The sequence below is a fragment of the Helicobacter suis genome, assembly GCF_902196135.1.
Taxonomy (GTDB): Bacteria; Campylobacterota; Campylobacteria; order Campylobacterales; family Helicobacteraceae; genus Helicobacter; species Helicobacter suis_A.
Window position 1 is genome coordinate 57,150 of the sequence record NZ_CABIKE010000010.1, and the last position, 16,494, is coordinate 73,643.

The window sequence follows — 16,494 nt, forward strand, 5'->3', positions numbered from 1 at the left end:
CTTCCTTTGGCTAAATTAAGGTAACACAAAGTCATTGTGCTGGGCACAACTATAGTTGGCATCGGGAGTCTCTCCCCAAGTGCAATACTTAGCCTTGCTACTAGGCTTCCAAGATTCTCCACTGCGTGTAGAATAATTCAGGCACAAATTGCCATTGCCCGGATGGTAGTTTTGTTGCTTCCAAGTGTTAAATTCAGGTGTGTTGATAAGTCCTAAGACTCCTGTATTCAAATTGAGCTTTTTAGACAGAATCACCAACTCTACATTGTGGCGGTAAGTGTCATCTAGGTTGCGCGCGTTAATATCTATTGACAGAGGTGTGCGCTTGAGCTCCTTTTTAGCCTTAGAGACATAGTAAAACTTATAGGTGTTGTATTGTGCCTCACCATCTCCATCATTTCTAGGGCGGATGTAAACCTGTGTTGTACCCGTGTTGATGGTTTTGTACTCTGTGCTCCATTTAGCTATGGTTCTTAAATCGCCATTGTAATAAGCTGTGTAGTCTTTTGATTTTGTCCAGCTATTCCACCCATCATCACAATGAGAATACGAAGTCCTATTGCCACTGCCTAAAACCCTCTCTTTGATTTCAAAAGTCCTGTATTCTGGCAAGTCTAGGGAGCTGCCCTTAGAGGTATCCAAGTCATCTACTTCTTCATTTTTTATAGAGCTAGTGGTGTTGATTTGCGTGTAGGGCTGCACAATCTTTGGGGTTTTGTCTAGTGCTGCGCTGTAATCACACCCTGTAACATCATAGTAAGCATTAGCCATTGTATCAAAGGCTCTAATCTGTGTTGGTCTAGTGGCTTGCAGATTGGCATCATCAAATTCCCATTTGCCACACGCATATTCTTGATAATCCAACTCAATAGGGCTCACAATGCCATGCGAGATGAAAATCTTTTTCTTGCTCACCGGATCAATATAGTATTGATCCACAATGCGCCTGACTTTCTTAGCCGCGCTGTCATTATCATATCTAATGAGCTCCTCTTGCACATTGGCAAAATCGCTACAATCTTTAGCCATATGGATTAAGCCATCTGCTCCTCTAAATAGGATTTGGGTCTGAAAAAAGCTCGCCTGTCCACTCCCATAGGCTTTATCTTTGGTGGTTTGTAGTTTGCACTTGCTATCATCTTGGTAGAGAGTAAATGCATACTCAGGACCTTGCAAATCCACACACCCTCCGATATTAAAGCTTTTGTTTTCTCTACTGATAAAGTAAAATTGTGTTTGCTTGATAGCCTTGCCTTTTTCAAAATCATAGCGGTAGGTGCAGGTATTGTCATCTCTATAAGCTTGCATGGATACGCATTTGCCATCGCGATCTACGATGTTAATGTCCATCTGGTTACCATGCCTAATAGGCGCGCTACAAAACAGCGTGGTGTATGGGCTGGCATTAGCCGCCCCACTAGCTGTGTTGTTACTAGCAACATCACCCTTGCTAGCATTACTCCCATTACTCCCACCGCCCCCATTAATCCCTTCAGCAAATGGCAAGGGCATAATGGAGCGCCCACCTAATCCTAATCCACTGCCCAAAGGATAACCATTAGAGACAGAGCTCGTAGAGCTGGTATTGCCTCCCCCAATGGCTGGAAAGGGGTTGTTGCCTATGCCTTGTGTGCCCACCATGCTATCCTGTGTGCCTTTTGCTATAGAGCTATTGCCTGTATTAGCAGCAGAGCCCACTGAACTTCCTGTAGTGCTATTTGCAGTGCTAAACCCTCTCCCGCCCTTACTGGCCCTATAGGCCTCTTGATTCACATTTAAAAGAGTGGCTATTTCGGCATTATTTTCTCCACCCAAGACAATTCTTGTGCCTTTCTTTAATCCTCTCTTGCCCCTAGTCTCCTTAATGGCGCTGGGCTGGGCACTCAAGGTCCTATAATTTTCTGCTTTTTTGATGTGTGTGATGGTGAAAAGCACGCTTTTTTTATTCCTAGAGACTTGGTATTTGCCCAGTGCTAGGAGCTCTTTGTGCACGCGCTTTTTGAACACCACATAACCACTCAAATCCCCCTTTCTCTTAGAAAAATCAATGCCATGATCTATCTGGATCACCAAAGCGTGGGCATAAATAGGCAACAACAAAGCTAAGAAACACCATTTTGTTAGGCTAAAATTCATTTTCATTATCCTCCTCTTGCTTGATGGGCTTTTTTTCTTTAAAAAATTGTGCGAGGACTTCCCCATGCCTAGGCTTAGGAATAAAGATGTCTAAATTAGGCGAGATGAACACCCGACTCCCTTCTCTAATGATGATAATAGGATTGATACGGGCTTTGTCTGCTAGGATTTGCCCCACGATCTGATTGAGACTCATTCCTGTGTTGCGGGTCAGTTGCATCAAGAGATAGTCCCCAAAAAAGGGATTGCCCACACCAGCCTTATTTTGTCTATTAGCCAGAGCAGAGGTGAGCGCGATGAGCAAGCCATTAGAGAGAGTGGAGGTGAGCAAGGGCATGCCATATTTAGAGAAATTGCGTGCAATGACCTTGCCAATAAGTCCGTTGTAGCCCTTCACATCTGCCCCTCTAGCATTGGTAAGCATAATGTTGATGCCTTGAGGCGTGATGATGCGCGTCCATGCAATGTTGAGGCGGTATTCGCCTATTTTGTTATTGTTATTGTAATAGCCAATAACCTTAGAACCTTTGGGGATGAGCACAGCCCTGCCCATGTTGGCAAAGATGTCTGTTTCTACCTGTGCAGTAACCTTGCCCGCAATTTGGCTAGAGATGGGCGTGATGAGAAAGGCAGGAATCATCTTATCAGCGGTGATGGTTCTTAAGAGCTTATTCTCATTTGTGCCTTTATCTTGGGCTTTGAGATTTTCAAAGCTATCTACTCCATAGTCAATCTCTGCTTTGGGCGCATCTGGAAGAGGTTCAAAGGGGCTCATCCTAGAGTTTAAGAGCTCTAATTGCTCTTTGGTGAGTCTTCTGGTGCGTGGGGGCACAATAGGAGCAACAGGCTGGGGTGTTGCCACACTCCCAATAGACTTGGGTGTCTCTGTGTTTTTAAGCACCACCACTTGTGGGAGTTTCTTAGCTTCTTGCTTGGCGCTCTCTAAGGCTTTCTCTAGGGCTTTGTTTTGCGCTTCTAGCTCCTTGTTGATAGCATCGTAGTCTTTCTTGGTGTTATTCTGGTGTGTTTCTACTCCTGTGTCTTGCAAATTCTGGTGCTTGTCTTTTTCTTTGATGAAAAAATAATCACTCAAAGGATAGGTGCTCTCCTCTAGTTCAAGGATTTCTTCTTTAGACTTTCCTGTGCTCTTATCCACTACTATGGCTAGCACAAACAAGCCTAAAACTCCCCCCAGCACAATCCCTCCTCTTTTGAGCCATTTCTTGGTGTTAGCATCCATTTCTACTCTTTGAGTGGAGTTTTTTGACACAAATATAGTCCTTGCCCATTTTCAAATCCCACACATCACTCACATCCTCAGCAATGATATAATCACCTACCACACGGCTATTAACTGGATTGTCATAGCCATCAACCACCTTGTAGAGCACGGGAAATTTAGAATAGGCGTTAGCTCTGTTAAACTTAAAATAGGTGAATTGCTGATCGTTGAAAATATCTAGGGGCTTGAAAGCGTGGGTTTTCTTGCTAGGTTTTTTGCAAATCCAGAAACAATACCATTTGCGCTTTTTAAAGGGCATAATCACATAACCCCGTTCTATCTTGGACTTTTCAATGTAGATGTGGTTGATCGCATCGCCAATTCTAAGATATTTGCCATCATCACTCACTTGTGCGGCATAGTCTAGTTTTTTAAAGTCATCCTCTGTATTTGGGGATTTTCTAGAATCTTTGGTGTTGTTGGTGATTACAGAAAAAGCATCGCTAGCATAGCGGCGGTTAATCTGTTCAGGGGATAGTGCTTTGGGTGGTTCTTTGCTTGGCAAGTGGCTTGGTGTGCTTTTGTGTGCTTCTGTCTTTTTAAGTTTTTTCTTGCGCTTGGCTATCTTCTTGCGCGCTGTTGGCTTTTGGGGTGTTATGTCCTTTGTGGTGGTGGGCTCTAACACTTTTTCCTCTGCTGGCTCTCTTAAAGGCTTGAAAAAATCCTTAGAAGAGACATAGACAATGAGTGCAGGGGTCTTGTGGCTGGTGTAGTTTGTAGAAAAGATATAGAAACTATAGACCTTCCCACTCTTGCCCACAATGGTTAAATTACTATCTACGCCAATTTGTAGGGGTTTGATTAGCAAGATGTTGCCAATCAAGTGTTCTTTATCTGTGCCTAGCATTTTAGTAGAAAAGCCAATCTCATCGCCTAAAATGACTTGAGAGATATTGTCATTGAAAATGAAAGTGGTGGTCATGGCATAGCGCAAACGGACATTGTAGGTTTCGCCAATGTGATAATCAATGAAAGTGGTGTTGTCTCTCTTAGAGTGTCTTTTGCCAAAAAAGTTAGATTGGATGGCATGCAAGTTTTGCATAGGAGTAGGTGAATCGCTCTCCTCAAAGCTATCGTTAACATCACTGCTGTCGCTATTCTTTCCAACTAAGCCTTTGTTTTCTAGGATAGTTTGGGATTTGGAATTGTCTTTAAAAGCAGAAACTTTAGGCTTCTCTTCTTGTGGCTTGACAGGCGTTGGCTTGGAACTAAAGGGTGTGGGTGCACTGGGGGGTGGTGCATTTGGAGCGGTGTATGGGTTTGTCGGAGGTGTTGGCTGGCTTGTAGGGGCTGGATAGGGGTTTGGGTGTGCTGGGGCTTGATGATCTACAGGATGATCAAATACAGGAGGCATATACCCATCGGCATTCTGGGCTTCTGCGTGTAAAGTGCTTAATAAGATTGCGTTAGCACATAGAGATAGAGCGTATAGAGATACAAGGGGCGTATGTGTTCTATTTACTGCCCTCATTGCCCCTCTCCTTTATTCCCTTCACCTTGGTAAATAATCTTGCTCCTAGGGAGCTTATGGATTTTATGGGTTGTATCTAGCGCCTTGATTGTCGCTATTTCTGTAATGGAGTATTTAAGAACTTCAAATCCTGTAGGATTTTTGGGCATGGAGTTATAATCAAATTTTAATTTTTCTAAGAAAGTAAAGCTCAGGGTGATACGGTAGCGCTTCTCATAACTTAAATAGCCCTGATTGAAGAGTTTTACCACCACATCAGACACGGCAATATTTTGCGCCTTGCCTTTTTTGTAAATAGAGATATTAATGATCTTGACTTCTCTATCAATATTTTCGTTAGTATAGATGCTGTGCTCTCCAGCTACTAAGCCTTCAAAGGTTTTAAACACTGCGCTTGTGCTCTGCAAGCGCACACTTTCATAGCGCTCCTGATCGTCTATGTGGTTAATGGTCTCTCTATTAAGAATATAGCTACCCACCAAAGCGCGCATCAAGGCTTCATTTTGCTCTATCTTGGCATCTGCACGCTGGATGATGGCAAAATGCTTGTCTGCATTGGCAAAGTCAATCAGCAGGGGCTCAACCCTAACTAAGGGCATCATAAACACAATGGCTAAACTCAAAGCAATCACAACAAAGCCCCCTAGTAAGGCAAGCCTAAAGGCTACTTGTGTCATCTTTCTCTCTAGTCTAAACACACTCCCAAGGTCTAGCTGATTAAGCGTAAATTTCTCTATCTTGTTTTCAATCTCTGTTTGGATTTGCTGCAAATGCGCATTGAGAGTAGCCTGCATTTGGGGCAACACATGGGATTTGATTTTTTGCTCTAATTGCTCAAAATCTAATTCCTGTTCTGCTTTTTGTCTGCTGATGTGTTGTGCTATAAGCGTATCTACTTGAGTAGTCGTGTCTGCTTGGGTGAGCAAAACATCCTCATCCTGTCGCTCTAGGTTATCCGCATTAGGCTTTTGTTCTGGCTTAATGAGCTGTTTGGGTGTTTCTAGTTCTTGTGTTGGTGTTGCATGGGTGTGTTCTAGGACTTGCTCTTGCTTATCTAAAAGTTTCACGAGCAAGGCTACACTGAGTTTAGCAAAATGAACATAATCTTCTTGTTCAAACACACCACCACTAAAGCGTTCTACCATTTTCTCAAGCTCTAGGCGTTGCTTAGTGAGCTCAGGCATAAAGACTCCCAAAATCCTAAGATAACAGCACACGGCGATTTTTTCATCTCTATAAACTTGTCTGAACAGCCACACAGCAAAGCAAGAATGCCCAAGAATAGTAGTGTGAGGGCTAGGTTCACTAGAGCAATTTCAAGGTATTTTTTTATCTTTTTAGCCATGCACAAACACTTCTCTCCAGCTAGTTGGGTATTGCTTGATTAAATGCTTGATGTGTGCCATAGTGCTGGCATTAGAACTAAAGATAGGCAAATACTTACCCAGAGCAGCCAAACTCACATCCACCACATTAGAAGTGCTATCATTCATATTTTTAATTAAAATCTGGTGGCTAGCAACATTGGTGTTTTCTAGGAAATGGCGTTCTAAATCGCTAAGTTTGATGCCAAACTTGTCTTTGAGCTTGTCTGTATTGATGTTCTTTTGGGGATAGAAGATAAGCGTGCCCATATTCTTAATAAAGCTGTCGGCATTTTTCACTTCATCTAACTGGTGGATGTCTTGCAAAGCTAAAGCAACCACCCCATTGACCTTGCGCGCTTGGGTGATGATGAGATTAATCTTGTCATTCATCAGCGCATTTTGCGCATAGGATTTAAACTCATCAATGAAGCAAAAAAAGCCCCGATTGGTGTGCAAGGCTCTATGGATGAGCTTATAGAAAATGTAATAAGCAAGTAGCCCTGCGTCTTTTTGGTTATTAATCACAGCGTCCATATTGATGGTGGTAATACGCGTCTTGAACTCCAAACAATCCTCTCGAGCATTGAAAATGGGGTTCTTGCAATAATGCAGCAGGGCTTCTTGAATCTGCCCTGATTGTGTTTTAATGAAGGTGTTCACAAATTCTTCTAGAGTATAGGGCTTATAAAGGCCTTGTTTCTTAGCTTGCCTGTGTTCATCATACATACTCCTAATGGCATTGCGCACGGCATTTTGATCTTCTGTGAGCTCTTTATCTCTTTTGTTGGTAGATTCAATGCCTAGCATGTAAGTATAAAAGCTCCACAAAAATTCTACATTTTCTTTAGAATCCTCTAAAGTCAAAGGGTTAATGTAAAACTCTTCATCATTGTTATACACCCCTCCAAAGTATTTAGTGAAGGAATACAAGCCATTGAGTCTATCTAAGGCTAGAATGTCTAAATTGGGGTATTTTAGTGCGCTCATCATCAAATAGCTCATCAAGGTGGTCTTGCCTGCTCCTGTTGCTCCGATAATCATCGTGTGTCCATTGACTCTAGCAATATTGTGGGCTAACACGCCCTTATGTTGGACTTCTTGGTTATGAAAATTGAACAAATAAGGGGAGTGATCCAAATTCTTAAACACACTCAAGGGCATATCTCCCCAAGAGTTGGCTTTAAAGCCCCTGTTATTCTTTTCAAATAAGATCAAGGCCGCCATCACGCTAGAAGTCTGGTATCTAGCTCTATAGTTTAAGTCCATCCGACCCGGAAAGAAAGAAAAGTAAGAGGGTATCATCCCAATAGTCTCCTCTTTGCTCACCAAGCCTTCATTGTTAAGCAAACTTAAAACTGCTTGCGTGTGCCTGTCTAAACTCTCTTTACTTTCTGCTTTGATGAGCACATTCAAGGCAATTTTTTGCATAGAGAGCCTAGAGGCTTGCACCAGATCAATGTATCTATCTAACTCCTCTTTGACAAAATTAACAAAACTAAATTTCTTGCGCACTTTTAAGAAATGCAAACTCTCAAAAGTGCCCAAAGGCTCTATAGAAAAGATAATGTCTAGCTCACATGCATAATGTAACAAGCAAGAGAGAGCTACAGAAGTGATGGTTTGGTTTTCATAGTTTTTCACCCCTACAAAGCGTTGGTAGGTGGTCTTGCCCTTAAAGGTGAGCGTGTAGTAATCTTTAAAAAACTCTATATCACTGGCGATATAACTATCGCTTAAAACCCCCATTTTAGGCTTGAGTGGCATCTCAACACCATTGATGTATGCGGCATAGAATCTAAGGGTTTCTTGGCTGCTAAGCTCTCTAGGGTTGAAGTCTTTGAGCGCATTGGCCACTCTTTGAATCACTTGTTTGAGCATAGAGTGCTTGTTAGCAAAAGTGATGGGGGTTTTAGTATCTCCTTCCCCTATAGAGGTGGTCATCTCTAGCTTTTTCTTTTCAAAAAAGCTCTTAAGGGTGCTGGTGGTGCTCTCAAAGATCAGATAGTAGCGGTGATCAAAAATCTCTTTGCTCTCAAAGGCTGCAATAATGGCTTGCGCATAAGGGTTATCTAAATGAGGATTTTGTTTGACACGCTCCTTGCGTCTTCTAGCCACAATCCTAAGACACACCCCACTAGGGATGCTATCTAATGCACTCTGGCGGGCATTAAAATAATGCTCTAAATCCTGTTGCATCAAATTGAGATAGCTCAGACCCTGCAATTCCAACAACCCTACTAAATTTTCTTGTTTGGTGAGCAAAAATTGGTGATCATAGATACCCAGAATATTATTTTCCTCAACCATAGAGTAGGTTTTAGGCATCAAACCTGCTAGATAGTCAATGCTCTTGTGTTTGCAAAAGGTGAACAAATCACTTAGCATAAATTAGGAGTCCTAAACCATTTCTAGGTGCTTGGAAAGCTCTTTTTCTAACTCTTCAAATATCAAGTGCGCCTCTAAAAAACGCCCCTGTTGCGCTAAAGAACTCCCAATCTGAATAAAAGTATTGAATATTCTATCCATCACCGCTTGGAGCTCTTGGAGCTTCTTTCCTGTAACTTTAGGAACGGGCTGGAAAGATCGCTCTAAGATGCTAGCTAGGAAAGTTTCTACATCCACCCCATACTTTTCAGCCTGCTTTTGGCACTCTTTGTAGGTTTTACTAGTGATCTTAAGACTGACTTGCATCGTGTTTTCCTTTAGCTTTACGCATAAAACTTGGTGCTCTTGGTCTTAATCTTAGAGCGGGCGATCAAAATGTCGCTGATGTCCTCATCAAAAAATTCTAAAATGCTAAACACCAATAAAAGCACACCATAGAGCAGCAAGGCATACAAGACTCCAATGGTGGGCAGTAACACAAAGGGCACGAGCAAGCAAATTAAAAAACTCTTGGCATTGAGCCAGAGAAATTTTTCTTTGCTAGAGATTTCTCTTAAATTAGGCACGCTCACCTGCACAACTTGCATCTATTCTTCCTTCACTGAAAAATCTGCATTAACCAAGTGGATAATTTAGGTGCACCAAAAAAGATTAGGCAACCCAACACCACACCTAGAACTGTTAGTAAAATCTCTTTCCACCGATCTAAGTTTTTCCACACAAAGATGCCAATGCCTATGAAGATGATGGTTAAAATCAGTTTGGCACTGCCGCTACTTAACCAAGATTGGATGGCATTTTGCAGATTCTCTAAGCCCCCTGCTTGCAACATTCCCACACAAAGCAATATACAAATCAACAGCCTCAGATTATTCCCTTTCAATCCCATAAACTACGCTCCTTAACCAATTCATAGTTAGAGTAGAGCATCTCCTGTCCCACCTTGCTCTTGCTAGCGTTGTAACGCCAGCAGAGCTCCAAAGAGTAACAATCTTTGTAGAGTTCTTGAATGTGTGGGTGGTTATCATAGCTGCACAACCACGGGGCATTCAAGCCCCTTAAGCGTGTGGCTAAATCTGTGTGTTGTTGCTGTGTAAAAAACTTCTTGTAAGTCTGTTTGCCTGCTGTGTAATAGGGCGGGTCGCAATAAAGCAACACAGCTTTAGGCAAGTCTAGGCTAGATATAAAGTCTAGCGCGTCCTTGTTGCTGATGGTGATGCGATTCAGCCTAGCAGCAATGCTCTTAATCTTTTGGGTGAGCAAGACGCGGTTGAAACAATGAGAAATTAAATATTTGCCCTCTTGTTTATATCCCCCTATGGGGGGCTTATGGATGAATCCAGAGACATTACACCTATTGAGAAAAAACGCCGCAAAACCTAAATCTAGCAAAGAGGGCGGATTGTTCAAAACTTCTTTTTGTTTGTGCCATTGTTCCAAATGGACTTCTATGGTTTGGATTTTCTCTATGAAGGCTTGTGTCTCATAGAGGATAGAATGCCAGATAGCATAGATGTTTATGTCTAAATCATTCAAATACAGATGATCCACCACATTATCTAGCAACAAGGACAAGCCCAAACCTGCACCGCCACAAAAGCACTCTACAAAGACAGAGCCTAATAAGCGCTGTTCAACTAAAAAGCCCTTGACAAACGGGCTTAAAACCCCTTTCCCACCCGGATAACGCAAGGGAGAGGGAGTGAGGGTGATGCCAGTGCAAAGGTGTTTGCTTTGAAGTTTCATCATGCTGCCAATCCATCCTCGAACCACAAATTCTTTAGTCCTTCTTTCAAGTTTTTCTTCACAATGGCAACCTGATAAAAGCACTTCATACTAGGGATTTGCTTACCTGTGAGTTGCTCGTAGGTTATGAAGATGGTGGTGTTAGGATCATCTAAAGGGCTAAACTCTAAGATGACATCATTGAAACGGCGCATACGCCCCCTATCTTTGGGGGACTTGAGTTTAAAAAGTCCGTGTCTACCTTTTATTTTAAAAGCCACTTCTTTTAAAGCTTGGACAATCTTTTTACTATAAGCTAGGATAGCCAAGAAAAAAGGTGTGGGGATATTGGCTTTCTTGTTCAAGCCCACAGGTTGATAGTTTGATAACTTGCGGTAATCTTTCAAGTAGATGTAGGCATAGCGGTGCTTGCCTTTGATCAAAGAAATCAAGCCCACTTCTTCTAAGATGTCTAATTGCATCCGCAAAGTTCTAGGGACAATTTGGAGTGCATAGTGTGCATAGTGTCTATCTAGGGCGATTTTGTTATTTGAAACACACATAGCTAGCTTGCAAAGCATCAGATATAACTGCCTACAACCTGATGAGCCAAAAAAAGATATTGCGGACTCACATAGAGTGTTGGCATTAAAAATCCTGTAATCGATGTCTTCTTGCCATCTAAAATAGTGATTTTTAGTCTCTCTGGAATAAGCCACATTGGCATTCCACAGCTGTTTTAAATCTTTGACATTTAAATTAGGCCTAACAATCTTGTGCCTATAACGCATCTATGTCCTCCCCAGTGATGGGACTTAGTGGAGGCTGAGAAGAAAAAAGTTACATTCCGGTAAGAATGTGATTACTTTGCAGGGGAATTTAAAAATATTTTTTAGCCCGCATACCATCGGCAAATAATAACTCTAGGTTCTATATGGAATATGTAATCTTTTTAATATGTTTCTAAAATCATCAATACAGTGCTTATTGCCCTTGAGCTCTAAAAATGCCACGCCCCAATCTTTAAGTTGTCTTTTATTTTGATCGCTCAGTGTATCGGCTATGAAAATATGCGATTCTCTGGCCATCACTGCATCTGCAGACTCCGGGTTGCCCTTACCCATCAATTTAACCTCCACTCTATACTCCCGACTTTTATCTTTACAGAAAGTCTTAGCGCTGTAAAACCCCTCAAAAACACCGCATTTTTGACACAATGTTAGGAGCAAAGGCTTTTCCACCTTCTTACCCACACTACTCCACGCCCCACCCCGCAAAGCGATTTTCTTAGTGGCTAAGGCATTAATCACCACCAACGACTCATTTAAATCAAGCTCTACACTAATGCTTTTATGGGTTATTTTAAGATGGATTCCTATATTCTCACTCTCTCCTAGGTCATGTAGCAAATTTTCAAGATAATCCATGTTATTTTGTGCCACATCTAAGATCACCTCTTTTGTCCCACGCCCATAAATGTTGCGGATGGTCTTTTCATTAATCCCGGCATAAATAGCCGCTTCTTTGGGCGCTATATCTGGATTACAAATAAAATGCTTTTTATACCAGGCTAAATGGAGCGCCTCATCTTGCATTTTAGCCTCTAAAATTTGCCTAAAGAAAAACAAGGCAAAGTCTAAAAACTCCACATTGATCGCATTTACAATTTCATCTCTATAATCCTCTCCTCTTAAAAGCCTATCTAAATCGCCCACCATCACCTCATCTAAGTTCAAACAATCCCTCTCTTTTTAATTTCTTAATAAACTCGTCATGCTGTTCACATAAAAGCGGGATGCGCTTCATTCTTTGGGCTACTCTTTAGCGTACCACTCCCTGCAAAGGGATCGCACACAACATCTCCCTCAAAAGAATAATATTTAAGCACCCTTTATACAAGCTCTTTAGGAAACGCTGCCGGGTGATCTTTATCAGATTTTGGAGTAGTGTACCAAACAATTAGTGCTATCTACCGTATCATCATTTTTTAAGCGCTTGTCATAGTGCTTCATAATTTCTATCCAACAAAAAAAGAGCACTTTTAGAAAAAATATAGAATTTATCAAAGAAATTAGCGCTTTACCTTTGAGGGCAATGCAAAATGCCTACTCCCTAATCCTTAAATCATCATTAAACTCCAACCTAAACTTATCGCCTTTAAAATGATCCTGTTTGATTGCTTGTTGCCCTGCTAAACTTGTAAAGTATTGGTTTAATAGCAAAAAATAAGCATCATGGTTGATACCAATTAAGTTTGGTTGGTAATAAGGAAAGGTCGTAGGATTGAGTACCCATTCTGCGGTTTTATTATAGGCAATAAAGAGTCTTTGAGCCGCGCGGCTATGCCATAGATCAAAACCATTTTCACAAAGCAGTTGTCCAGCCACACTGATTGGTTCAAGCGCAAAATGTGTATAGGCAATTCCTTTAATGCCCTTATTAGGCCCGCTGTTATAATTAGCCGTGTTAGTGCGCACAATCTCTTTTGCCATAACACCCTTTCTATCAATGGCGTTTAAAATCCACTTTTGCCATTTATCAGCCATTCTTAAGAGTAGATCATGATCGTGGGTTACAAGCGCTGTACTCACCCCCAAAAGTATAGCCCAAGCTCCGATATTATTATCTTTATTAAGGCGTGCGTAAGTGAACATGTTGCTAGAAAATCGTTCAAATAAGGGGCTGGCAAATTTGGATCGGATTAAAGAATAAGCCATGTTCATATAGGGCATGTAAAAATTGATTAGATTTTCTGCTTCCTTTGAATCAACCCCTTTAAGTGTTTGTGCCCACTTCTCTAAAATTTCTTTAGCTCTTTGTGCGTATTCTAATTTCTGGCTTGTTAGAAAACCTAAGGCCAGATCGTAAGATATGGTAGCCGATCTTTTAAATGCAGCGCTACAAGAATCGGCTTTTCTTTCGCCAGTTGGTGTGTAATGTGGCAAGGTATTAAGTTGTGCGCAAGCTTGGATTTCTTTTTTCAGTTTTCTTTTCAGATGGATCGCATATTCCAAATTCTTTGCATGAAAGTCTCTAAAAAAATATTGCGTGGCCTGCAGCGTGCTTAAAAAACAGCTTAAAAAACATAAACTTAAAAGTATCCGTTTTCTCATTGTATGCCTTTAACACCGCTAATTTTACCAACAAATCTGGGCTTTTCATATATTTTAACCAAAATTAGATTTGATTTTACGCAAAATTCTTTTTGTAAATTTTAACTCCCACTCAATGGCTCAGGTAAATTTTTTAAAGGGTCTTAAGCCTCTCTTGTTATTTTAGATGATCGTGGTTATCTAGGGGAAAGTATGCGATCTTAAGCTTAACGGGTTTATCTGTAAATGGACGCGCATGGAAAGTTTCTGTGCTTTGCATACCGTCTTGTAATGGATAGACTAAGCAAGTGCTTATACGTGTTTGCTCTAGGGTGGCATATGTACTCGCATAAGCCCATATTTGATACAGATCATCTTGAGATACATCATCTAGCCCTTGAACTTTTTTCCATTTGGTATCTAAAATACAACATCTATTTTGTGGCGTTTTTTTACTTCTTAAGATAATATCAGGGCGCAGACGGCGGTCTTTTATAAAATCGTGTTTTTGTTCTTGCAAACTCACTGTATAGAGATCTCCTAAACTTTTTTGTAACCAAAATCCTACAAAGGATTCAAAGAGTTTTTCCATCGGGAACAAAAAAGCATAGGCGTAATCAGTCCCACTATAGGGGGTTAAAGATTTTTGGCGCAAGAAAAGATCACACCATGCTAAAAGATTTTCATATTCTTTAAAACGCGTGGCGAGCTTACTTTTTGCAAAATCGCTTTCTATATTTTGGCTTACACACACCTCATCTAAAACAAACCACACAGAATTTAATTTTTCTTGGCTCTTAGGGCTTAACACTAAGGACTTGAGGATTTTAAGTGTGGATTTGATGAGACGATTAGGGGGCACATCTAAACTATATGCATCGCTAGTGGTGTAAAAGCGCTCCTTGTGGATTAAATTAGTTTTAAGATGGCTGGCAAATTCTAGTTTGCCTTTCAAAAAGTGGCGGTTTTCAGAGATTGCTAAATAATCCCGTTTCAGCCCCCGCTTAATAAGTTGTTGGCACTCCTCTAAAAACATGCGCGCAAAAATTTCTAAGAGTGGCAGAGACGCGTTAGTCAAATGGGCTAAGGAGCTTTTTTTAAAGGGAGTATTTTTAAGCGTGCTTAGACAGTTAAGCAAAATTTGTCTTGCATAACAAAGAGAACAGGCGGGGCTAACAAATTCAAATCCCTCTTGATTCATAAACTGGCTGACTTTTTTGATAAATTCAAGGCGATCTAGCGGATATAGTTTTTGGGGGCAATCTTTGCTATGCCCTGATAGATTAGCCTCGTATATCTTGGGTAAAATCTCAATACAAAAATTTTTAAGTTGGATCACACCTACATAATTTTGAGTGGTAAGGGTATTTTGATTCTTAAAACGCAAAAAAGCTTGGTTGCGTTCTTGGCTTGCAAAGTGTTTTAAAGCCTCCCATATTTTGTCTGCTCTGTGTTGTTCTGTGGCTAGACATTTTTTTAAGTCTTGTTTGCCAAAACTTTGGTATTCACCTATATAAAGCGTGGGTATGGTTTTCATGGCTATCTATCAGCTTGATTTACAGACTCACCTGAAACAGGTGGCGTTTATGCCTCTTCTTTTTTGCCATAAATTTTTATAAAATATTCAGCTTTCCACTCACTAGCTTCCGTAAGGGTGTAGATTTTCTTATCAGAATCGACAAAATCGTTTAAAGGGTCTTGTGATGTGCCCTTAAAATCCTTAGCTTCCAGCATGCCATTTTTATTAAGCACCGCGTCAATCTTGGCGTGATCATCATAAAAGTATTCTTGCAAAAGCGGGATAATTTTATTTTTAAAGCAATCTTGTAAATCCTGCAAAGTTTCTAAATCTAAAAAGTAGGCATGCCCGATGCTGTGATCTCGATCAAGTAAAAACTCTATGCGCTCATTGATTGCTTTTAAAAGTTCTTGCAAATCCACCCCGCCGCAATTTGTGCTAAGAAGGGTTGGTTTGGGCATCATTTCTACAAAACTAAATCTACGGCGCAAAGCAATGTCTAGCAGGGCAATACTTGAATCAGCGGTGTTCATTGTAGCGATGATGTAAAGATTATTAGGGACACCAAAAGACTCTTGACTATAGGGCAAAGTAACCTCTAAACTTTCTTCATTGCCTATGCGCTTGCTAGGTTCTATTAAGGTAATGAGTTCGCCAAAAATCTTAGTGATATTCCCCCGATTGATTTCATCAATGATAAGAATGTAGGGCTTTTTAGCGAGGGGTTTGGGATTTAGTTTGGTATTAGAGTGGTGTTTACTTTCTTCCACTTTGGGACTTGGTGGGGTAGAGTTGTATTGGTTTTCTTCAAACTCCTTAAGTTTTTTAAACATAGCATAATAGTAACGCGAATTTCCATGGTCTTCTTTTTGCGAGGGACGCGTAGGTTTGATGTCTTTATAGCTCTTGATTTTGCCATCCTTAAAATCCAAATAGTCCCGCACAAAAACATCTTTTGCCAGTTTCTGACCTGAAGTTGATCCGTCTTTTCCAATATGAATAGAAAGACCGTTTTTCAGGTCCACCTCTCTAATTTTCATTTCTGTTCTTGAACCTTCATATTTCAGCTCTAGAGTTTTTTCCAGCTCTAGCAGCTCTAGAGTTTTTTCCTCGCTCAGCTGCTTTTTAATCTTCAGTTGCTCTTTAATGTATTGTGCATATTCCTCTAACAGATCTTCTACTCCAATCTCTTGTGTGATCTTTTCATCTGTCTTAAGAAAATCCTTTTTTTGCGACGCATCTTCTTGCGACGCTTCGCAAATTCGCTTAAAAATCCCATCTTCAATTTTATAGTTCACTTGCTTATCTTCTATTACAGGTTTGACCCCTTCTTTTATACACTCCCCCAAGAACAAGTATAAAAGGTAGGGACATGACAGAAGAGGAATTAAAAGCCTACATAGAAAAACACATGCCTAAAGAATTACGGGGCGTTACTTTTGAGGCTGAGCCACAATTTTATACCCGTTTAACCAAATCTTCTTTTGTTTACTTCAAAGGTAAACACGCTGGGGAGT

At 40.9% G+C, this 16,494-nt stretch carries 13 protein-coding genes and 1 pseudogene; all 14 read right to left on the bottom strand.

Annotation, left to right across the window (positions count from 1 at the left end):
* Positions 1-15: 15 nt before the first annotated feature.
* Positions 16-2,202: a collagen-like protein gene (locus G6Q06_RS06435; protein WP_163566079.1), complete on the bottom strand. Its 2,187-nt coding sequence runs from the start codon at positions 2,200-2,202 to the stop codon at positions 16-18.
* A complete protein-coding gene (locus G6Q06_RS06440; protein ID WP_163566080.1) occupies positions 2,126-3,376 on the bottom strand; it encodes a DNA type IV secretion system protein ComB10 in 1,251 nt (416 codons plus the stop codon). Before G6Q06_RS06440 ends, G6Q06_RS06435 begins: the two co-directional genes overlap by 77 nt.
* Positions 3,366-4,889 (bottom strand): TrbG/VirB9 family P-type conjugative transfer protein, encoded by a 1,524-nt coding sequence (locus G6Q06_RS06445; RefSeq protein WP_163566081.1) that lies wholly within the window; start codon positions 4,887-4,889, stop codon positions 3,366-3,368. Before G6Q06_RS06445 ends, G6Q06_RS06440 begins: the two co-directional genes overlap by 11 nt.
* The gene (locus G6Q06_RS06450; protein WP_163566082.1) at positions 4,886-6,073 is read right to left on the bottom strand and encodes a type IV secretion system protein; all 1,188 of its coding nucleotides are present in this window, start codon (positions 6,071-6,073) and stop codon (positions 4,886-4,888) included. The genes G6Q06_RS06445 and G6Q06_RS06450 overlap by 4 nt, the downstream gene beginning before the upstream one ends.
* Positions 6,074-6,226: 153 nt before the next feature.
* Entirely contained in the window at positions 6,227-8,641 is a 2,415-nt protein-coding gene (locus G6Q06_RS06455; protein WP_163566083.1) for a VirB4 family type IV secretion/conjugal transfer ATPase, read from the bottom strand.
* A gap of 12 nt (positions 8,642-8,653) precedes the next feature.
* Positions 8,654-8,947: a hypothetical protein gene (locus tag G6Q06_RS06460; RefSeq protein WP_163566084.1), complete on the bottom strand. Its 294-nt coding sequence runs from the start codon at positions 8,945-8,947 to the stop codon at positions 8,654-8,656.
* Positions 8,948-8,964: 17 nt separating this feature from the next.
* Positions 8,965-9,228, bottom strand: a complete 264-nt coding sequence (locus G6Q06_RS06465) for a competence protein ComB (protein ID WP_163566085.1) — start codon at positions 9,226-9,228, stop codon at positions 8,965-8,967.
* Between the two features lie 11 nt (positions 9,229-9,239).
* Positions 9,240-9,524 carry a TrbC/VirB2 family protein gene (locus tag G6Q06_RS06470; RefSeq protein WP_163566099.1) on the bottom strand — a complete coding sequence of 95 codons (285 nt, stop codon included), beginning with the start codon at positions 9,522-9,524 and terminating at the stop codon, positions 9,240-9,242.
* A complete protein-coding gene (locus G6Q06_RS06475) occupies positions 9,521-10,387 on the bottom strand; it encodes a DNA adenine methylase (RefSeq protein WP_163566086.1) in 867 nt (288 codons plus the stop codon). The genes G6Q06_RS06470 and G6Q06_RS06475 overlap by 4 nt, the downstream gene beginning before the upstream one ends.
* Entirely contained in the window at positions 10,387-11,157 is a 771-nt protein-coding gene (locus G6Q06_RS06480; RefSeq protein ID WP_163566087.1) for an integrase, read from the bottom strand. Before G6Q06_RS06480 ends, G6Q06_RS06475 begins: the two co-directional genes overlap by 1 nt.
* A gap of 132 nt (positions 11,158-11,289) precedes the next feature.
* The gene (locus G6Q06_RS06485; protein ID WP_163566088.1) at positions 11,290-12,102 is read right to left on the bottom strand and encodes a CfrBI family restriction endonuclease; all 813 of its coding nucleotides are present in this window, start codon (positions 12,100-12,102) and stop codon (positions 11,290-11,292) included.
* Positions 12,103-12,471: 369 nt separating this feature from the next.
* A complete protein-coding gene (locus G6Q06_RS06495; RefSeq protein WP_163566089.1) occupies positions 12,472-13,479 on the bottom strand; it encodes an alginate lyase family protein in 1,008 nt (335 codons plus the stop codon).
* A 157-nt stretch (positions 13,480-13,636) separates the two neighbouring features.
* Positions 13,637-14,995 (bottom strand): McrC family protein, encoded by a 1,359-nt coding sequence (locus tag G6Q06_RS06500; protein WP_163566090.1) that lies wholly within the window; start codon positions 14,993-14,995, stop codon positions 13,637-13,639.
* Between the two features lie 47 nt (positions 14,996-15,042).
* A pseudogene (locus G6Q06_RS06505) lies at positions 15,043-15,918 on the bottom strand (McrB family protein); the annotation flags it as partial.
* Between the last annotated feature and the right edge of the window lie 576 nt (positions 15,919-16,494).

Excerpts from the sequence above, each read along its gene's own strand:
- G6Q06_RS06435 (WP_163566079.1), bottom strand. The coding sequence starts at position 2,202 with ATGGGGAAGTCCTCGCACAATTTTTTAAAGAAAAAAAGCCCATCAAGC.
- G6Q06_RS06480 (WP_163566087.1), bottom strand. The coding sequence starts at position 11,157 with ATGCGTTATAGGCACAAGATTGTTAGGCCTAATTTAAATGTCAAAGAT.
- G6Q06_RS06440 (WP_163566080.1), bottom strand. The coding sequence starts at position 3,376 with ATGGATGCTAACACCAAGAAATGGCTCAAAAGAGGAGGGATTGTGCTG.
- G6Q06_RS06465 (WP_163566085.1), bottom strand. The coding sequence starts at position 9,228 with ATGCAAGTTGTGCAGGTGAGCGTGCCTAATTTAAGAGAAATCTCTAGC.
- G6Q06_RS06495 (WP_163566089.1), bottom strand. The coding sequence starts at position 13,479 with ATGAGAAAACGGATACTTTTAAGTTTATGTTTTTTAAGCTGTTTTTTA.
- G6Q06_RS06445 (WP_163566081.1), bottom strand. The coding sequence starts at position 4,889 with ATGAGGGCAGTAAATAGAACACATACGCCCCTTGTATCTCTATACGCT.
- G6Q06_RS06455 (WP_163566083.1), bottom strand. The coding sequence starts at position 8,641 with ATGCTAAGTGATTTGTTCACCTTTTGCAAACACAAGAGCATTGACTAT.
- G6Q06_RS06475 (WP_163566086.1), bottom strand. The coding sequence starts at position 10,387 with ATGAAACTTCAAAGCAAACACCTTTGCACTGGCATCACCCTCACTCCC.
- G6Q06_RS06450 (WP_163566082.1), bottom strand. The coding sequence starts at position 6,073 with ATGCCTGAGCTCACTAAGCAACGCCTAGAGCTTGAGAAAATGGTAGAA.
- G6Q06_RS06460 (WP_163566084.1), bottom strand. The coding sequence starts at position 8,947 with ATGCAAGTCAGTCTTAAGATCACTAGTAAAACCTACAAAGAGTGCCAA.
- G6Q06_RS06500 (WP_163566090.1), bottom strand. The coding sequence starts at position 14,995 with ATGAAAACCATACCCACGCTTTATATAGGTGAATACCAAAGTTTTGGC.